The following is a 16853-nucleotide window of genomic DNA, read 5'->3' as shown; positions in this document are numbered from 1 at the left end:
AGGAAGCTAACGTGGTTGATTTCACTAATCCGGAGTTTGTGGAAACAAATGGTGTAACACTGCCAGTGTACCGCGCTGGCCCTGATTTTAGTGAAACTGATAAACCAGCTATCGTGTTTCTCCACGGTTTTCCAGAAATCGCATATAGTTGGCGAGCACAGTTAGAGTATTTTTCTGAAGTTGGATATCCTGTTATCGCGCCTGATCAGCGTGGTTACGGAAGGTCATCAAAGCCGCAGGGCAAAGAAAACTACACCATGAAACACTTGAGTGGTGATCTGGCTGGTTTACTGGATCACTATGGTATTGAAAAAGCTATCTTTGTTGGCCACGACTGGGGTGCCATAGTTTTATGGCAATTGCCGTTTTATATCGGCGAGCGTGTTATGGGGTGTGCAGGGTTAAATGTGCCTCTTATGCGCCATTTCCCTATCGATCCGATCACTATTTTCAGAGAACGTCTTGGCGAGCAAATGTATATTGTTCGGTTCCAGGAAGAGGGGGCTTGTGAGCCGATCCTCGAAAAAGACCTTCGTGAAACGTTCAAGTTTTTCCTTCGTAAGCCAGGGGGCGGCAATGGCGGCGGCAAAACAAGTTTTGCTTTTGAGGTGGAAAGTCTTGATCTCATTAGTCTCCTACAAGCGGGTGAAGATGCTTGGGGCGGTGAGCTTTTGATGCCTGAGAAAGAGCTTGAGTATTATATAGAGGCATACACAGAAAGTGGCTTCACTGGGCCTCTCCATTGGTACCGTAATATGGCTGAGAATTGGGAAGCGCAGAAACAGTTCCTTGTGGGCAGACAGCTTCCAAAGGTGGAAAAGCCATGCCTGATGATCACGGCAGAGATGGACCGCGCGTGCCCGCCTAATTTGGCGGATGGTATGGAAGACCTCTGTGAGCCCTATACCAGACATGATCTGAAGGGATGTGGGCACTGGAGCCAACAGGAACGTTCAGAAGAGGTAAATGAAGCTATTCATAGCTGGATACGTGAATATTTCTAAGCCAAGCTACAGCGTTATGTTTTGAATATACAAAAGCCTCATCAAATGAATGAGGCTTTGCTGTGTTTGTTGCTTGCAGGTTCGTTAAATACTTTTGCCCAGCATCCGTTTCAAAGTGCCGTCTTTATCCATCACGTGGTGTTTAAGGGCCCCTGCAACATGAAGCAGGATCGCAATGATCATGACATCACCAAGTATGCCGTGAACCTCTTTGCCAAGGCTTGCTATGGTTTTGTTGTGAGCAAGGAATTCCTCAGCATTATTTGGGTCTAGATTTTCTGCTACAAGCTGAAGGCCAAATACATCAATGCCGTAACCACCGAAACCGGAATAGATCATCCCGGAAATAGGGAAAAGCAGGGTGCCAATTATGAGCACATAATGGATCACTTTTGCTGATAGATGTTCGATTTTACTGTAGTCACCAGTTGGTGTTGGCCAACCGTTTTTAATACGCCAGAAAACCCTGTAGAGAATGAAGGCAAAGATCGATACCCCAAATGCTTTGTGGATATCATAAAGTGCATAAACTTCATTTTCTTCCATATAGATACCAACAGCAATTAGCCCAATAATAGATAAACCGACAAGCCAGTGTAGCACCACGGTTATGCTACTAAATTTCTCAAAAGTATCTTTCATATTCTCTCTCCTGTTGGCTATTTTTCCTATTAACGTTCCTAAGGGCTATAGACCTCCAATCACTTGAGTACGAACCCGACTATAGCAGAAAATATGCGATTAAGTTTTTCAGTAAGGTACTTAAGTTCTTTTCATCTTTGCATCAGGAGCTTGATCTATTGAATGTGAACACAGTGTGATAATGCAGAAGAAAGTTCTGAAATAAGGATACTGCGGTGATGACAATGCCGATATTTATAGAAGGCTTTATGATTTCATTTGGGTTGATTGTCGCTATCGGCCCGCAGAATGCCTATTTGCTTAGGCAAGGTTTGAGGCAGCGCCATGTACTACCAGTGGCAACCGTATGCTTTTTGTCTGATATCTTATTAATTGGTCTGGGTGTTTTCGGGACGGGAAAAATCATCGCAGAAAATGAAACACTTTCCACTTGGATAGGGTGGGGAGGAGCTGTTTTCCTGCTTTGGTTTGCTTTAAAAAGCGCTAAGTCTGCCTTAAAGCCAGAAGCTATTACTCAGGATGATATTGATGCATCTGCTGGTGATGCGGCCGGACAGGGTGTGAAAATCGCTATCCTGCACACACTTGCTTTCACATTTTTGAATCCATGGGTTTACGTGGATACAATGGTGTTGATTGGTGGCGTAAGCATTAAATATGAAACTGATGCGCTTCGGAATGCCTTTATGATTGGTGCCTGGACGGCGTCGGCCATCTGGTTTTATGGTTTGGCATACGGTGCAAAGAAGGCTGCCCCTTTGTTCCGAAAGAAAATAACGTGGCGTATTCTAGATTCCCTTATTGCCATTATCATGTTGGCAGTGTGCGCTACCCTTATTCAGCATCAGCTTTCCTGATCGTTTTATTATGCTGTTGAAATAGTTTTGCCTTTTCCCCATATTTTCTATCAAGATATGGGGATTATTATGACGTGTGAACCACTCTATACTGGTAAATGTCTTTGCGGGGCTGTGCATGTTGAGGTGTACGGTAAGGAACGCTGGGTGGGGCATTGCCATTGCCCGAGTTGCCAAAAAGCGACGAGCGCCGGCTTTGCAACATATGCGGGGTTTGCGGCAGAGCATGTGCGTTTCAGCGGAGACACTCCAAAAATCTTTAAATCCAGTGCGAGTGTGAAGCGAAGTTTCTGTGGTACTTGCGGCAGTAGTATTGCTTTTGAAGGTGAAGCTTGGCCGGATGAAATTCATCTGCATGTAGCACTTTTTGAAAACGCTTCGGAATTCAAACCTGAAGGGCACGCTTATGTACGTACTCGTATGCCGTGGGTGCATCTGGATGATGGCTTGATCACGTTTGAGACTTTCCCTCGGAATGCACGTTAAAGCGTGCGTTCGCGCTTGTTCTTTGGCGCTAACTAAGGTAACAGCAAGCTAATTTAATTTTTCAGATATCAAGGACCAGAAAAGAATGGCTTCTTATCAATATGTGTATCAGATGCACCGCCTGTCGAAAACATATCCGGGTGGTAAGCAGGTTCTGAACAATATCTCTCTTAACTTCCTGCCTGATGCAAAGATTTCCATCATTGGTCAGAACGGCGCCGGTAAATCCACGCTCATGAAAATCATGGCTGGTATGGATACGGAATTCCAAGGGGAAGCTTGGGCGGCTGACGGTATCAAGGTTGGTTACCTTCCGCAGGAACCACAGCTTGATGAAAACCTTGATGTTCTTGGTAATGTGATGCTTGGCCTAGCTGAAACTCAGGCACTTGTTGATGAGTTTAATCAGGTGGCTGGTGATTACGGTATGGATCCTGAGAATATGGATCTTCTGAACCGTATGGGTGAACTTCAGGAGCAAATTGATGCGGCTGATGCGTGGGACCTACAGTCTCAGGCGGAAGTGGCGATGGATGCACTTTGCTGCCCACCAAATGATTGGTCTGTTGATAAACTTTCTGGTGGTGAGAAACGCCGTGTAGCTCTTTGTAAGTTGCTTCTTGAAAAGCCAAATATCCTGCTTCTCGATGAGCCGACAAACCACCTTGACGCTGAATCTGTAGCGTGGCTTGAGCAGTATCTACAGCAGTATAAAGGCTGTGTAATTCTCGTGACGCACGACCGTTACTTCCTTGATAATGTTGTTGAGTGGGTTCTTGAGCTTGACCGTGGGCGCGGTATCCCGTTCGAAGGTAACTACAGCGCTTGGCTTGAAATGAAGACCAAGCGTATGGCGCAGGAAGAACGTGCAGACAAATCACGCGAAAAAGCAATGAATGCTGAGCTTGAGTGGATCAGACAGAGCCCGAAAGCACGTCAGGCGAAATCAAAAGCCCGTATTAAAGCTTATGATGAAATGCTCCAGCAGCAGCAAGAGCGTGTATCGGGCCCTGCTCAGATTAAAATTCAGCCACCCGCACGCCTTGGTGGCAAGGTAATTGAAGCTGAAGGTCTTACAAAGGCATTTGGTGATAAGCTTCTGTTTGAAAACCTATCATTCAGCCTGCCACCGGGTGGTATCGTTGGTGTAATTGGTGCAAACGGTGCTGGTAAATCAACACTTTTCAAACTTATCACTGGTCAGGAACAGCCAGATGCCGGCTCAATTGAGGTTGGTGATACTGTTGAACTTGGTTATGTGGATCAGAGCCGAGATTCGCTAGATGACAATAAGAACGTTTGGGAAGAAATTTCTGACGGTCATGACATCTTCTACTTTGGTAAAACAGAGATCAGCACACGTGCTTACTGTGGCGCCTTTAACTTCAAAGGTGGTGATCAGCAGAAGAAACTAGGTCTGCTTTCTGGTGGTGAGCGTAACCGTGTTCACATGGCAAAAATGCTGAAAGAAGGCGGCAACGTACTGCTGTTCGATGAACCGACAAACGACCTTGATACAGAAACACTAGCAGCGCTTGAGGAAGCGATTGAAAACTTCGCTGGTTGTGCTGTGGTTATCAGCCACGACCGTTTCTTCCTTGACCGTATCGCAACACACATTCTTGCTTTTGAAGGTAACAGCCATGTTGAATGGTTTGAAGGTAACTTCGAAGCGTATGAAGAAGATAAGAAGCGCCGCTTGGGTGCAGAGGCTACACAGCCTCACCGTATTAAATACCGGAAGTTTGAACGGTAATTGTTTCAGAAGATTTAAGAGAAGGCGGGGGCTATCCTCGCCTTTTCTTGTATATAGTTAACCAGCACGTCAGAAGCGATATGCGAAACCAGCTGTCGTTTGGAATTCATCAAATTCATATGTTGTGGCTTTAAGACGAATGCTGAAACCATTGTCTAAAGCATATTCATAACCCAAATCACTTTTAAAAGCGCCGTTGTAGCCGAAATCTGTTTTTGTTAAAGCGTAACCAGCTCCAAGATAAAATAGTTGATTCTTCTTAGAACCGAAGGCCTGTCCAATGGTAAGAGTTGTTGAAGCTAAGAAATCTATGCCGTTAACATCTGTCCCAGAAAATGTGCCTTCTACACCGAAAACAATATCGGTTTCAGATTGGTTTCTATAACCTATATTTCCTCCATAGATGAAAACATCGGATGATCCCGAGAAAACATAACCAGTTTCAACCCCCGTAAAAAAGCCATCAAATTTTTTACTGTCATCGGCTATAGCGGCTGTTGAGACAAGTGCTGTAGTGGCTAATGTTAGAATAACGTTTTTCATCTTTTATACCCCATATTTATGTGATGATATAACATCTATATAATGTTCATTTAATAAGCAAGAGGCTGAAGGTAACGTTTTTGTAAGGTGAGCATTCGCAGGCCTGTTTCAGGTGTAGGCACGTGGATTTGCTCTCGTTAGAGCGTAAAAAAAGGCGGCTATATAGCCGCCTTTTCGTAAGTAATTTGATATGCCAATTAGAAACGGTAAGAAATACCAGCAGTCGTTTGGAAGTCGTCGAAATCGTATGTAGTTGCTTTAACGCGAACGCTAAAACCGTTTTCTAACGCGTATTCATAACCGAGATCTGTTTTGAATGCTTCGCTTGAACCAAAATCTGTGTTGATTTGAGCAAGGCCAGCACCAAGGAAAAGAAGATGGTCATTGTTTGTGCCAAATGTGCGACCAGCTGTCAGTGTTGTTGACCAAAGGAAGTCAACGCCATTTAAATCAACACCAGTAAATGTACCTTCAACACCAACTACAACGTTGTTGTTGAACTGTTTGCGGTAACCGGCTTCTGCACCGTAGATAAATGCGTCTGCAGCACCAAAATCTGCATAACCAGCTTCGACACCAGCGAACGCACCATCAAACTTCTTGGCATCATCAGCAGTAGCTATTGAAGAAAGAAGGGCCGCGGAAGCGATAGCAATAATTGTATTTTTCATAATTTAACTCCCAACAAAAAGTTTTTAATAGGAGCCAGTATGTATGTATTGACGTGGTAAATCACAAGAACTGTGCTGAGCGTATTTTAGAGTGGTGAAGCAACGAAAATATAAATGTTGTATATTTGCAACATTTAGAATGTGGCTTAATTGTGACTATTCAGAAAAGGTAAAAAACTTGGTTTATGAAACACGATGTAAAGAGAAAAGTATTTCATGAAGTTCTGAAATATGGATAGCCTGGAACTATTAATAAACTATAGTTCCAGGCACAGTCTTTTTACCTATTGATGTGCAGATGCGAACACGCGCACACTGGATGTAGACCGAGCAATTGCACGATCCTGAATTTGGAATACTACAGGTACGATCACGGACATTTCTTTGTGATTGTCAGGAAGAGAAGGAAGAGATTTTACTGCAATCACGGACTGAAGTGCTTCTTTATCAAGTACTTTATGACCTGAAGATTGAAAAACTTCGGCTCCTTTTACTGAACCATCTTTGTCAAACTTAACTCGGATTTTAACAGTGCCTTCAATATTGCGGTTTAACGCATTGTTTGGATATTGATTGGCATTGGCAAGTTTGCTGCGAAACGCATCTTGCCAATTCTTTGTTGTTTCAGATGAGATTGCAGGAAGAGCAGCAGACATTGTAACTACTGCGGCGATTACAGTGTTTTTAATAATAGACATTGTGGGCTCCAGACTGTCCTGTGGGGTTGTTGTCTGGAAACTTTTATAAGGTGTGATCGTTGCGAAATGATCACACCTTTATGAAACAAAAATGGATGGCGTTAAGCTGGGTTGCAGTTAGCGCATAGCATGCTGTTTTAATGTACTTACATCCAAGAGGAGTTATTGCTTTCCACTTCGTACAAAATGCGATCTCGCCATGACTTGGCATCCAGCAGCGGCATGAAAGGTATTTGAAGTGATGTACCAGCCATTTTAATGACCAGATTAGCCAACCCTTTTTTCCGCTGTGCAGGGGACTGAGTAAGCTGTACCGTTTGTACCTTGAAGAAAGGGAATACCGTCAGTTTTTGACCAAGGAAGCCGGAGCGTATAATGCCATGGGTGCCGTCCGAGGCGTAACCAAACTTGGAACGCCGCAGCATAACGAGGGGCATCACCAATAGGGGAAACAGCAGGATAAGCATAAACCATGGGCTAAAGACTATAGAAAGGCTTGTAGCAGGTAGAATTGCTATAGGAGCAAAAACCCACGCCAGCATCTTTCTGGTATACATTCGGTCAATCGGTTTCAGCGTAGCCTTTTCCCAGTGGAAGTCGGGATAAAGAAGCTTGGAAAAATCTACCGCAAAGCTATTCGTAACACTAGGAATCAGAAAACGCGGGGCTCCCGTCATGTCATTCTCGCCGCCTTCCTGACCTAGTTTGGCGAAGCCAACCTGTTTAGGGTAAAGGTGAAAGCGAGATAAAAGCCGAGCTGCCCATGGTTGATCAATCTGCAGGCATTGAATTTTGCTCTCCAACAGGCTTTTCTCTTGTCGTTCGAATAAACCTTTCGTGCGGTGAAAACGCCCATGATGGCGAGTAAGGTGATAGTTATAGTTTGAAACCACGGCGCCAATTGCTGAGAGCATCAATAAGATAAAAACAATGAAAAATAGAACGCTGATGAAAAAAGCGGTGAGAGCAGCGCCGCTCGTGCCGATAAGAGAGACGATTAAATTTTCTGTTTCTTGTGCGAAAGTGTATTCGTCCCAATCTACCTGCGCCAATGAACCACCAATGATACCCGCGAATACCCAAATATTATTGTTAGAAAGACCATAACGCACCAGCTCTGAAGCTGGTTGTTTAATAATGGTCTGTGCATCATCAGAGTCTGGTGCCGCGGTTAAAGTATCTTCAGCTACGGTACCCGTTTCTGAATTAACTTTGCTTTTTACCTTTAAAACGTTTTTGCGTATTTCCTCGGCCAATGAACGAGGGATGCCGCCTAATCCTACCTCTTCGGAAGATGATCCTGCGCTTTCAATGGAAAGCACCACTAAACCAAAAGGTCTAAAATAGATGGGTTCTTTGAACGCCACATTTTGAATACGATCAAATGTGAGGGTTAGTCGTTTACGTTTAAACACTCCCCGCTGAATAAGGAAGGTGTCATTTGCAATACGAAAACGGAACTTCAAATAGCTGAGTACGGCGCCTGCTAACAGAAAGACAACGGCGCCTGCAGCGATAAAACCAATAATTAGCCAGCGATTTTCACCAGCGGTAAAAATAACGGCAGCTAAAGGCGCTAAACTCTGCACCCCTTGCTTCACAAAAGCAGAAATGAATTTTACAATATAATAAATAACGGCGTAAGGCGACAGACGCTGCCATTTGCCGGCATCAAGTTTTGTGGTTACCACAGTATCAGTTGGCATCTTTAGCCTCTGCCTCACTTACACCAGCTTTTTCCATTACAAAGGCACGTAGCTTACTCGACCGTTCAAATTCAAGTGCAGGGATTTTCATGTCGGACATGGCGCCGCCTGCCGTGAAAAACTTCAGTGTGGTTAATTTGAATATACGTTCGAGCGGACCACTTTCAATTTCCACATGTTGGATGCGGTTATAGGGGAGAGATACAGTTTTTTTCCAGATTAAACCGGAACGATAATGGATATCTTTTTCCCGCATGCTGAAGCCCCGAGATTTAGCCACCATTGGTGCCCAAATAAAAGGGGATAGTGCCAGCAATAACCAGAGCACATAGAACCACCACTGAGTTAGCAACCAGCCATCGGCGACGAACCAATTTATCACTGCTGGTATAATCGCCAGAATGGTGAAGAAGATAGAAGATTCGATAATTAACGTGCGGGCATAGGTTGATGCCAGTGGTGCAAAATTAAGTTCTTCTACGGGCGGTACGGAGTTTTCAAGTACCACATTATTTTCAAAAACAGTATCTGACATATGTATTCCCCCTACATATGGTTGGCTAGAAGGCGCCTGTTGGCTGCGCGGTTAATTTTCTAACCATATTTTCCTCGCTTGTCTCAAGTAATGTTAAATGGGTATAAGGCTCGGGTTATACAAGTATGTGAAGGAAGTATGCCTCATGGCACCACCGATTTTGAGTTTGCGTAATATTGATCTCCATTGGGGGGCTGATCCTGTGCTGGATAAGCTAGAAATGCATATCGGTGAAACTGACAGGCTGTGCCTTGTTGGTCGAAATGGTGCAGGTAAATCAACGCTGATGAAGTTGATCGCAGGTATTATTCAGGCGGACGATGGTGAACGTTGGGTGCAGCCAGGCAGCCGTATCGCTTATCTGCCGCAGGAACCTGATGCCAGTGGTTATGATAGCCTTTATGCTTATATCGCTGGTGGGCTTGATCCTGAGCAGGATCACGAAACATACCGGGTGGATGTTTTGGTGGAGGATCTGAATATCAAAGCCGATGCAAGCCCATCAAGCGCTTCTGGTGGTGAACTGCGCCGTGCAGCACTTGCCCGTACACTAGTAAGTGAACCTGATCTTCTATTGCTTGATGAGCCCACCAACCATATGGATGTGGGCACGATTGAGTGGCTTGAAGGATACCTTAAGGCATGGCGTGGGGCGATTATGCTTATTAGCCACGACCGAGCATTCCTGAATAACCTGACGAGCGCAACTCTATGGCTTGATCGCGGTAAAATCCGCCGTATGGATGATAAGTTTGAAAAGTTTGAAGGGTGGCAAGAAAAGGTTTTCGAGGAAGAGGCAGAGAACCTTAAAAAACTGAGCAAGCTTATTAAAGAGGAAACCCGCTGGTCTGTAGAAGGCATCAGCGCACGCCGGACTCGCAATCAGGGGCGCCTAAGGCGGCTTTATGATCTCCGTGATCAGCGCAAGAATATGATTAAGGCCGAAGGCAGTGTTACCATCACCATGGCTGGTGGCGAGCAGTCTGGCAAGCGTGTGATCGAAGCCAAAGGCATCTCCAAAAAGTTTGGTGACCGTTCCCTGTTTGAAGACTTTACTGTGCGTATAAACCGTGGTGACCGGGTGGGAATTATTGGGCCGAACGGTGCGGGTAAATCTACACTCCTGAAAATACTTATGGGTGAAGTGGCGCCCGATACGGGAACGGTTAAACTGGGGACTAATCTGGAAACTCGAATTATCGACCAGAGACGTGCTGATCTTGAAGAAGATATGACCATTATGGATGTGCTCACAGGTGGCCGTGGTGAGTGGATCAAAATTGGCGAGGAAGATCGCCATGTGATGACCTATCTGAAAGAGTTTTTGTTTGATCCGAGTGTTGCCAAAATGCCGGTATCTGCTCTTTCTGGCGGAGAACGAAACCGACTGTTAATTGCGCTTAATTTCGCGAAGCAATCAAACCTGTTGGTGCTTGATGAGCCGACCAATGACTTGGATATGGATACGCTTGATCTGCTGCAGGAAGTGCTGGCAGACTACAAAGGGACCATCATCTTAGTATCTCACGATCGGGATTTCTTGGACCGTGTGGTAACCAGCTCCATTGTGCTGGAGGGTGACGGCAGTATTACAGAGTATGCGGGTGGGTATACAGACTATAAATCCCAGAAGGCGCTAAATGAAAAGCCAAGGGAAGAACCTCAAAAACCGAAGTCCAATGTGGTTTCTATTAAGGCAGCCCCAAAGAAAAAAGCCACCAAACTGTCTTATAAAGATCAAAGAGAGCTTGATAATCTGCCTGCAGAGGTTGAAAGCATGTCCTTCCAAATTGCTGAAATGGAAGCACAGCTCGCAGATCCTAACTTATATGCGAAAGACCCAGCTAAATTCAGCCAGATCAGCAAGGAGCTAGAAGCGAAACGAGAACTGCTTGATGAAAAAGAAATGCGCTGGCTTGAACTTGAGGAATTGAAGGATAGCCTGAATAGCTAAAGACAGGATTATATGGCAAAACTGTTTGTTGATTTATGGTGGTTTGGTCTCAAGCAGGCATGGGCATGTATGTTTGGTGGGCTCTTGCTGCTTGGTATATTACTAAGTCATTTCTTTTGGCTAGATGATGCTTTGCTTCCACGCTATGATTTTCTCTTTATTTATGCAGTCGTTATTCAGGCCAGTTTCCTGTTCTTGAAGCTGGAAACATGGGAAGAGGCCAAGGTTATCCTTATTTTCCACATCGTTGGTACGGTGATGGAACTGTTCAAAACTCATGTTGGTTCATGGAGCTATCCGGAAGAAAATTATATCCGGCTCTATGGCGTGCCGCTTTTTTCAGGCTTTATGTATTCAGCGGTAGGAAGTTTTTTGGCCCGCGTCTGGCGCGAGTTTGATTTTCGCTATAAGAATTACCCTCCTTTCTGGCAGACGCTGGCGGTAGGCATGGGGGTATATGTCAATTTTTTCAGTCATCATTATGTCTGGGATTTTAGGTATATATTGATGCTGTCAGTAGTGCTGATGTTTCGCAGTACGTGGATTTATTTTTCTGTACGGGCAACACGGTATCGGATGCCAGTACTACTCGCTATTTTCCTTGGGGCATTTTTTATCTGGTTTGCTGAAAATATTGCGACCTATAGCAATATATGGCTTTACCCAAACCAGATAGATGGGTGGCAAATGGTGCCAGTTAGTAAATTTGGTTCCTGGTTTTTATTGATGATTATCAGTGGCGTCTTGCTAACTACTATTCAAAAGCCTATGGAAGAAAATTGTAAAGGTTAGTTTTGAGTATGTTTAATTCGGTCTTAAGGGGGAATTATGACTGAAAAATATACGTTTGAGCAAAATGTTATTGTCGAATTATTTTCGAGTTTTGGAATTATGGTTCTCGCGCTGGCAGCCTTGATTGGTGCTTCGATCATGCTTGATTTTGGCGTTCTGCTATACGTGTTAATCCCTGTGAGTGTTATCGCATTTCTGATGTGCCTGGTTTTTCCAATGTATCATGCTGTGAATCTTACGGGCAGCCTTCCCGGTGTTGATAAACACAGCAAAAAAGATGAGCTGATAAAGCGACATAAAATTCGCCATCCAAAGCTGCACCTTGTTGTATTCGCGAATATGGCAGCTCTTGCAGTTGGTGGATATTTTCTCGTTCAGGGGTATTCCATCTATTATGTATCAACCATGTTTGTGCCTCTAGTTGCAGCTTACTGGTTGGCTAACAGTACGGTAGCGCTTGATGTGCCTCATGAACTGATAGAAATTATTCAAAAAGCGGAAGCTGCTGGCGATTAATTTGGTGCCAGCTTTCTGACTGGCTGGCCTTTTGGATGCACTCGAAAAACAATAAGTTCAGCGGCCTCTTGTTTAGTTACCGCCGTGTGAACCGATTTGGCAGGTATGCGGGCATGCATGCCAGCTTTCAGTAATACATCTTCTTCACCATCAATTCTAAGAATGGTGCTGCCGGAAAGTACGTATAGATATTCTTCTGTAGGATGATAATGACGTGCCGCTTCTGAGTTTGCAGCAACTGTTACTCTCGCCATTAAAACTTCATGGCTGTCAATACCTGTAATCGCTGACTTTAAGAGAGGTTCGGCAGAAATTGCTGGCTTTTTTTCCTCTGCGAAAGAGTGAATACTTGCGCAGAGCGCGAGTGAGGAGAGTAAAATTTTTCTCATAACAGTGTTCCGCTCGAATAATTTACTTGCTGAAGTGAAACCATAACACCCTATCGCAAGTTTAACCTAAAATATTGTTTTTAGACGTGCTTATTTGTTTTTGGCCTCTCTGTTGCTTGATGTTTGATGCCGGGCAATTGATTGGGGACGAATATGCCTATTGAACAGATATCATCTACTTCATCCTATTTGTTGGCAAATGGCGAGAGGAAGGAAACTTCAGGTAAAGAAGGGTTTCTTTCCATGTTACGCCAGTTTAATGCCGAAAATGCCCAAGGCTATGCGGAAGGAAAAGGTAGAACCTCAGGTTCGCCAAATCTCTCGGTTAATTGGTGGCCAGAAAGATTTGAAACGGGAACTGAGTATTCAGCAAAAAAACTTGGATTAAGTGTGGACGATATGAAGGCGAAATTCGCCAATATCATTGAACGTGCGGAAGCAGAAGGAGGGTTCTCTGACCCTAAAACATTCCTGAAGTCACTCTCATCTGAAGACAGAGATTTCCTGCGTATCGTTCAAGGGCACGCTGATCCTGTAAGTGATAAAGCCCTTGAGGCGTTTACAGAAGAAGCTGCCTTAAATTTCATACTTCCTCCAGGAGCTCAAGGAGATTGGGATGGTGATGGTCTATATCAAATTGGTCGGGCTGATACTTTTAGGTTTCCCAGTAACCACACGCCTCAGCATGTAAAGGATGCTTGGGAAGATTTGACAAAAGATATGTCAAATGGCGAAAAGATGCTCGCTGAAGGGCGTTTTCTCATCAGTGTTCTTTCTGTGAATATTGATAGCGGGAAAACTCAGGTTAATTGGCCAGGTGATGAAGGGTGGAGTAATCCGTATAGTAACCCAGCTTACGATTACCGAGAGCATGCGCTTGGTCGGCTTGAATGGAACGAGCATATTAAGGGGCAGTTACCAGAGGGCCAATATCAGCGAGATAAAGAGTTCTGGACGAATTTTATAGAAGCCCTTGACCGGCATCAGCCATCAGAACAGCTCGCTTAGTTATTCTTTTCTGGAAAGATCAAAACTTTGAAATTAAGGTTACTTTCCAAAAGGTGACCTTAATTTTTGGAAGGATAGTTCCCATTATTGATCTAGATATCCGTGCAGTAAATAGCCCTGAGCCATACTGGGATTTGCTTCTGCTCGCCGATCCATCACGTTCTATGATTGAAGAGTATTTAGCAGACGGGAAACTCTTCGCTGCTGCTTGGGAAGAAACCGTTGTAGGTGTCTTTGTTATTGTACCGCTCGGTGAGAATGACTGGGAACTTAAAAACATTGCTGTTTCGGAAGAATGGCAGGGTAAAGGTGTAGGGAAAGCATTGGTTGAAGGTGCAATTGATGCTGTGCAATCAGAAGGCGGTACATATCTTGAGGTGGGAACAGGGAACTCAAGCATTGATCAGATCGCTTTTTATCAGAAAGCTGGTTTTCGTATGCAGCGCATAGCCAAAAATTTCTTCACACTGAATTACTCAGGCATCATTATCGAAAACGGGATTGAGTGCAGAGACATGATCGTATTTGGTATGGATTTATAGGAGAGCAGTAATGCTTGCATTGATGACAGGAATGGCGATGTTAACTGTTGCCGAAGTAGATCAGGCAGAGCAAAAGTGTTTACCGCCGATGCCAGTGCCACATGCGAATAATGCGATTGCAGGCGGCGTTATGCACGACAAAATGCATCTGTTTTCTTTCGCTGGCCTCAAAGCAGGTAAAACTTGGCAGGATACATCCAAAGAAGCTTATATGTTTGTAGAAGGCCGTGAAGGTTGGGAGCGACTGCCTGATTTACCTGTTGAAGAGGGGCGTCTCGCTGCTACTGCTGAGCTTGTGAATGAGCGTATCTACTATTTTGGCGGTTATACGGTCGCTGAAGATGGCAGCGAAAAGTCCACGCCTGAGAATTTTGAATATAATCCCTATGACCGTACATATGTCCGCATTCCAGATATGCCGGTGCCAACAGATGATGCGGTAAGCTTTGTTTATCAGAACCGTTATATATACTTAGTTTCTGGTTGGCACGACGTAGGCAATATTCGTGATGTGCAAGTGTATGACATAAAGGATAAGCGCTGGTTCAAAGCGACAGATTATCCAGGTACGCCAGTGTTCGGGCATGCGGGCGGTATTGTTGGAAACCGGTTTGTGATTGCGGACGGTGTCGCTGTTGTTGGCAGGGATGAAAAGGGTCGCCGCAAATTTGATACTGTGAATGAAGGTTGGATGGGAACCATTGATCCTGCTAATCCAACAAAAATTACATATAGACGCCTACCGCAACTTCCAGGCCGAGGGCATTACCGCATGGCGGGAGAGGGTGATAGAGAAGGCAACCGCATCTTGTTCGCGGGGGGCACTCCTACGGCCTATAATTATTCAGGCATCGGATATGACGGTACGCCAGCTACACCGAAAGCACATGTGTTTGCATGGGACTTTAACCGAGATAATTGGGTAGCTCTTGAAGATAAAGTTACACCCACTATGGATCACCGTGGTCTACTTCGCTGGCAAGATGACTGGCTTACCATTGGCGGCCTTTATAAGGATCAGCGTGTTTCTGGTGCTGTTAATTTTATGACAGGTGTTTGCGAATAATGCTTAAGCGATATTTTGAACGGAGAGCGGCTAAAAAGGTAGCTTCTCTATACAAAAAACTAACCCAAGCTGGAGATGTCGGTCCGACCTATAGTTTGTGTGTTGTAGATGATGTATTGAAGAAAATTAAGTTGTCATCAAAGTATCACTACCTAGCTTATGCGCGTTATTTAAACGAGGACGACTTTAATAGGCTTAACTCAGAGCAACGAAATGATTTATCTTACAAGGGCGCTCGTGGGGCGTTGTTAAATTTGCTGTTTGAGCGAATAAATGGGAATACTTCGAACAAAGGCGAAGTTAAGAAGTCCGAGTTTTATGAATCAGGTGCCGGATTTGATGGCGTATTCGTTGACTAATGAGTACTTGAGAAGATTTAGCGTGTTTCTGGTGCTGTTTCCATGATGTCAGGCTGTAAGTAATCTTCCTGATTTTTCTCGAATACCTGAGGCGAAATACCTTTAAGGAAGCCGATAAGTCTTGTTCGGTCTTCTTCTTTGGTTAAAGCCCTGAAGGCGGCATGGCTGCCTTGGCGCAGCCCTTTAAACTCTACGAAGAAAGCGTTGAGAGTGTCGTCATTCCATACACCTTCCCATGCGAGAAGCTGTTCGCTGTATTGGAAGTTCGGGAAGGAGGCGATTTTCCTTCCGTATATGCCATATAGATTGGGGGCAATCTTGGCGGGTGCGTTGGGTTGATAGCTATGGCAAACTTTACACGGCCTGAAGAGTTCTGCTTCAGATAAAGTTTCTGAGTTTTCCAGATCAGAAATCTCTTCTCCTGCGAGCCATGCGATAAGAACCTCTCGGTCACGAGGGTTTCTGAAACCACGAAAATGCATTTTCGTACCAGGCTGTGCTTTACCAGGGCGAGTGAGGAATGTATTCAGTTTCTCCGCTGTCCATACACCTTCTTCGGATAACAGGCGCTTGCTATAGTCAAACCCCTTAATACTTGCGATATCTCGGCCGATTATACCTTCCAGAGAGGGGGCAGTTGCGTATTGTCGAGGGTCATTTGATTTATGACAGTTCAGGCACTGTCTGTATAGTTTTTCAGCTTTATCGGAACTATTCACCGCGCCTGATAACAGGCTAAGTGCAATTAGAAACACTACCCAACGTGATTTCACCGGCATACCTCACTATGCTAGCTCGACCCCTCATGACTTTATAAGAAGATATTTACAGTGTTTCTTTGACTTATCTCAATTTTAGATAGGATTAAAGACCGACATCCCAGCAATCTTTTACAGTCACATTCTGTATCCAGCGGCCTTCCCAGCGGGCTTTCTTTTCTTCTGGTGGCAGGTTCTTGGGGCTAACAGGTTCTGTGGCGGGAAATTTCTTTAAATCGAGCATGGCGCGTTTATTTAGTGCACCAATTCTGTGATCACCCATGTCGCAGGTAACAGCGGGCACAACCCCGCATCGCTGACATAGCCAGAAGCGTGCGTTTTCACTTCCTTGGGAGAACAGGTTAATAGCAGCTTCGTTTTGTACTTCAATTTCAAGGTTAGCTTCTGGTGTTGAAATCCACTCAGCACCGTGGATCGTGCAAAAATCACAATCACACGCCCGTGGGGTCATTTCAGATGCCGGTGTTTCTGTTTCCAGCTTTACGGTAATGTTACCGCAGTAACAGCCACCAATCATCGTTGCCATAAGCTACTTCCTAACCTGTTTTTT

The 16853-nt window shown here is 44.7% G+C and carries 20 protein-coding genes; 11 read left to right on the top strand and 9 right to left on the bottom strand.

The features are described from left to right. Window positions 1–11 precede the first annotated feature (11 nt). Window positions 12–1004 (top strand): alpha/beta fold hydrolase, encoded by a 993-nt coding sequence (locus MF542_RS04880; RefSeq protein ID WP_247016534.1) that lies wholly within the window; start codon window positions 12–14, stop codon window positions 1002–1004. A gap of 84 nt (window positions 1005–1088) precedes the next feature. Here the strand turns inward: MF542_RS04880 and MF542_RS04875 are convergent, their stop codons facing one another. Further along, on the bottom strand, window positions 1089–1646 hold the full coding sequence (locus tag MF542_RS04875) for a cytochrome b (RefSeq protein ID WP_247016532.1): 558 nt from the start codon (window positions 1644–1646) through the stop codon (window positions 1089–1091). A gap of 218 nt (window positions 1647–1864) precedes the next feature. Between MF542_RS04875 and MF542_RS04870 the strand changes: the two genes are divergently transcribed. From MF542_RS04870 to ettA, 3 genes are all read left to right on the top strand, one after another. Continuing rightward, window positions 1865–2503, top strand: a complete 639-nt coding sequence (locus MF542_RS04870; protein WP_247016530.1) for a LysE/ArgO family amino acid transporter — start codon at window positions 1865–1867, stop codon at window positions 2501–2503. A gap of 69 nt (window positions 2504–2572) precedes the next feature. Then, window positions 2573–2989 carry a GFA family protein gene (locus MF542_RS04865; RefSeq protein ID WP_247016528.1) on the top strand — a complete coding sequence of 139 codons (417 nt, stop codon included), beginning with the start codon at window positions 2573–2575 and terminating at the stop codon, window positions 2987–2989. Window positions 2990–3074: 85 nt separating this feature from the next. Further along, window positions 3075–4745: an energy-dependent translational throttle protein EttA gene (ettA, locus tag MF542_RS04860; RefSeq protein ID WP_247016526.1), complete on the top strand. Its 1671-nt coding sequence runs from the start codon at window positions 3075–3077 to the stop codon at window positions 4743–4745. 69 nt (window positions 4746–4814) lie between these two features. Here the strand turns inward: ettA and MF542_RS04855 are convergent, their stop codons facing one another. The 5 genes from MF542_RS04855 to MF542_RS04835 form a co-directional block, all read right to left on the bottom strand. Continuing rightward, window positions 4815–5288: a hypothetical protein gene (locus MF542_RS04855; protein ID WP_247016524.1), complete on the bottom strand. Its 474-nt coding sequence runs from the start codon at window positions 5286–5288 to the stop codon at window positions 4815–4817. 197 nt (window positions 5289–5485) lie between these two features. Next, window positions 5486–5959: an outer membrane protein gene (locus tag MF542_RS04850; RefSeq protein ID WP_247016522.1), complete on the bottom strand. Its 474-nt coding sequence runs from the start codon at window positions 5957–5959 to the stop codon at window positions 5486–5488. Window positions 5960–6243: 284 nt separating this feature from the next. Next, complete coding sequence (locus tag MF542_RS04845; RefSeq protein WP_247016520.1) at window positions 6244–6657, bottom strand: energy transducer TonB; 414 nt, start codon at window positions 6655–6657, stop codon at window positions 6244–6246. A 146-nt stretch (window positions 6658–6803) separates the two neighbouring features. Then, entirely contained in the window at window positions 6804–8363 is a 1560-nt protein-coding gene (locus MF542_RS04840) for a PH domain-containing protein (RefSeq protein WP_247016518.1), read from the bottom strand. Beyond that, window positions 8353–8898 carry a PH domain-containing protein gene (locus tag MF542_RS04835; protein WP_247016516.1) on the bottom strand — a complete coding sequence of 182 codons (546 nt, stop codon included), beginning with the start codon at window positions 8896–8898 and terminating at the stop codon, window positions 8353–8355. Before MF542_RS04835 ends, MF542_RS04840 begins: the two co-directional genes overlap by 11 nt. A 145-nt stretch (window positions 8899–9043) precedes the next feature. On the opposite strand from MF542_RS04835, the gene MF542_RS04830 reads away from it, so the two are divergent. From MF542_RS04830 to MF542_RS04820, 3 genes are read left to right on the top strand one after another with little or no spacing between them, the layout of a single operon-like run. Further along, window positions 9044–10852, top strand: coding sequence for an ATP-binding cassette domain-containing protein (locus tag MF542_RS04830; protein WP_247016514.1), 1809 nt, complete (start codon window positions 9044–9046; stop codon window positions 10850–10852). Between the two features lie 12 nt (window positions 10853–10864). Next, on the top strand, window positions 10865–11644 hold the full coding sequence (locus MF542_RS04825; protein WP_247016512.1) for a DUF817 domain-containing protein: 780 nt from the start codon (window positions 10865–10867) through the stop codon (window positions 11642–11644). A 36-nt stretch (window positions 11645–11680) separates the two neighbouring features. After that, window positions 11681–12160 (top strand): hypothetical protein, encoded by a 480-nt coding sequence (locus tag MF542_RS04820; protein ID WP_247016510.1) that lies wholly within the window; start codon window positions 11681–11683, stop codon window positions 12158–12160. On the opposite strand, the gene MF542_RS04815 is transcribed toward MF542_RS04820, so the two are convergent. Beyond that, window positions 12157–12549, bottom strand: a complete 393-nt coding sequence (locus MF542_RS04815) for a cupin domain-containing protein (protein ID WP_247016508.1) — start codon at window positions 12547–12549, stop codon at window positions 12157–12159. The two genes, MF542_RS04820 and MF542_RS04815, sit on opposite strands and share 4 nt — an antisense overlap. A gap of 153 nt (window positions 12550–12702) precedes the next feature. On the opposite strand from MF542_RS04815, the gene MF542_RS04810 reads away from it, so the two are divergent. The 4 genes from MF542_RS04810 to MF542_RS04795 are packed head-to-tail and all read left to right on the top strand — an operon-like array spanning window position 12703 to window position 15524. Further along, a complete protein-coding gene (locus MF542_RS04810; protein WP_247016506.1) occupies window positions 12703–13557 on the top strand; it encodes a hypothetical protein in 855 nt (284 codons plus the stop codon). Between the two features lie 53 nt (window positions 13558–13610). Further along, entirely contained in the window at window positions 13611–14099 is a 489-nt protein-coding gene (locus MF542_RS04805; RefSeq protein WP_247016504.1) for a GNAT family N-acetyltransferase, read from the top strand. 10 nt (window positions 14100–14109) lie between these two features. Beyond that, window positions 14110–15165: a Kelch repeat-containing protein gene (locus MF542_RS04800; RefSeq protein ID WP_247016502.1), complete on the top strand. Its 1056-nt coding sequence runs from the start codon at window positions 14110–14112 to the stop codon at window positions 15163–15165. After that, window positions 15165–15524, top strand: a complete 360-nt coding sequence (locus MF542_RS04795; RefSeq protein ID WP_247016500.1) for a hypothetical protein — start codon at window positions 15165–15167, stop codon at window positions 15522–15524. The genes MF542_RS04800 and MF542_RS04795 overlap by 1 nt, the downstream gene beginning before the upstream one ends. A gap of 17 nt (window positions 15525–15541) precedes the next feature. On the opposite strand, the gene MF542_RS04790 is transcribed toward MF542_RS04795, so the two are convergent. After that, complete coding sequence (locus tag MF542_RS04790; RefSeq protein WP_247016498.1) at window positions 15542–16297, bottom strand: c-type cytochrome; 756 nt, start codon at window positions 16295–16297, stop codon at window positions 15542–15544. A 91-nt stretch (window positions 16298–16388) separates the two neighbouring features. After that, entirely contained in the window at window positions 16389–16829 is a 441-nt protein-coding gene (locus MF542_RS04785) for a GFA family protein (protein WP_247016496.1), read from the bottom strand. Between the last annotated feature and the right edge of the window lie 24 nt (window positions 16830–16853).

This window comes from Kordiimonas laminariae (assembly GCF_023008165.1).
Classification (GTDB): domain Bacteria; phylum Pseudomonadota; class Alphaproteobacteria; order Sphingomonadales; family Kordiimonadaceae; genus Kordiimonas; species Kordiimonas laminariae.
The sequence above is the reverse complement of the archived record's forward strand: the minus strand, read 5'-3'. Positions and strand labels throughout refer to the sequence as shown.

What these genes read in the sequence shown, in the direction of transcription:
- MF542_RS04875 (WP_247016532.1), bottom strand. Translation starts at nt 1,646, where the DNA reads ATGAAAGATACTTTTGAGAAATTTAGTAGCATAACCGTGGTGCTACAC.
- MF542_RS04870 (WP_247016530.1), top strand. Translation starts at nt 1,865, where the DNA reads ATGACAATGCCGATATTTATAGAAGGCTTTATGATTTCATTTGGGTTG.
- MF542_RS04865 (WP_247016528.1), top strand. Translation starts at nt 2,573, where the DNA reads ATGACGTGTGAACCACTCTATACTGGTAAATGTCTTTGCGGGGCTGTG.
- ettA (WP_247016526.1), top strand. Translation starts at nt 3,075, where the DNA reads ATGGCTTCTTATCAATATGTGTATCAGATGCACCGCCTGTCGAAAACA.
- MF542_RS04855 (WP_247016524.1), bottom strand. Translation starts at nt 5,288, where the DNA reads ATGAAAAACGTTATTCTAACATTAGCCACTACAGCACTTGTCTCAACA.
- MF542_RS04850 (WP_247016522.1), bottom strand. Translation starts at nt 5,959, where the DNA reads ATGAAAAATACAATTATTGCTATCGCTTCCGCGGCCCTTCTTTCTTCA.
- MF542_RS04845 (WP_247016520.1), bottom strand. Translation starts at nt 6,657, where the DNA reads ATGTCTATTATTAAAAACACTGTAATCGCCGCAGTAGTTACAATGTCT.
- MF542_RS04840 (WP_247016518.1), bottom strand. Translation starts at nt 8,363, where the DNA reads ATGCCAACTGATACTGTGGTAACCACAAAACTTGATGCCGGCAAATGG.
- MF542_RS04835 (WP_247016516.1), bottom strand. Translation starts at nt 8,898, where the DNA reads ATGTCAGATACTGTTTTTGAAAATAATGTGGTACTTGAAAACTCCGTA.
- MF542_RS04830 (WP_247016514.1), top strand. Translation starts at nt 9,044, where the DNA reads ATGGCACCACCGATTTTGAGTTTGCGTAATATTGATCTCCATTGGGGG.
- MF542_RS04825 (WP_247016512.1), top strand. Translation starts at nt 10,865, where the DNA reads ATGGCAAAACTGTTTGTTGATTTATGGTGGTTTGGTCTCAAGCAGGCA.
- MF542_RS04820 (WP_247016510.1), top strand. Translation starts at nt 11,681, where the DNA reads ATGACTGAAAAATATACGTTTGAGCAAAATGTTATTGTCGAATTATTT.
- MF542_RS04815 (WP_247016508.1), bottom strand. Translation starts at nt 12,549, where the DNA reads ATGAGAAAAATTTTACTCTCCTCACTCGCGCTCTGCGCAAGTATTCAC.
- MF542_RS04810 (WP_247016506.1), top strand. Translation starts at nt 12,703, where the DNA reads ATGCCTATTGAACAGATATCATCTACTTCATCCTATTTGTTGGCAAAT.
- MF542_RS04800 (WP_247016502.1), top strand. Translation starts at nt 14,110, where the DNA reads ATGCTTGCATTGATGACAGGAATGGCGATGTTAACTGTTGCCGAAGTA.
- MF542_RS04795 (WP_247016500.1), top strand. Translation starts at nt 15,165, where the DNA reads ATGCTTAAGCGATATTTTGAACGGAGAGCGGCTAAAAAGGTAGCTTCT.
- MF542_RS04785 (WP_247016496.1), bottom strand. Translation starts at nt 16,829, where the DNA reads ATGGCAACGATGATTGGTGGCTGTTACTGCGGTAACATTACCGTAAAG.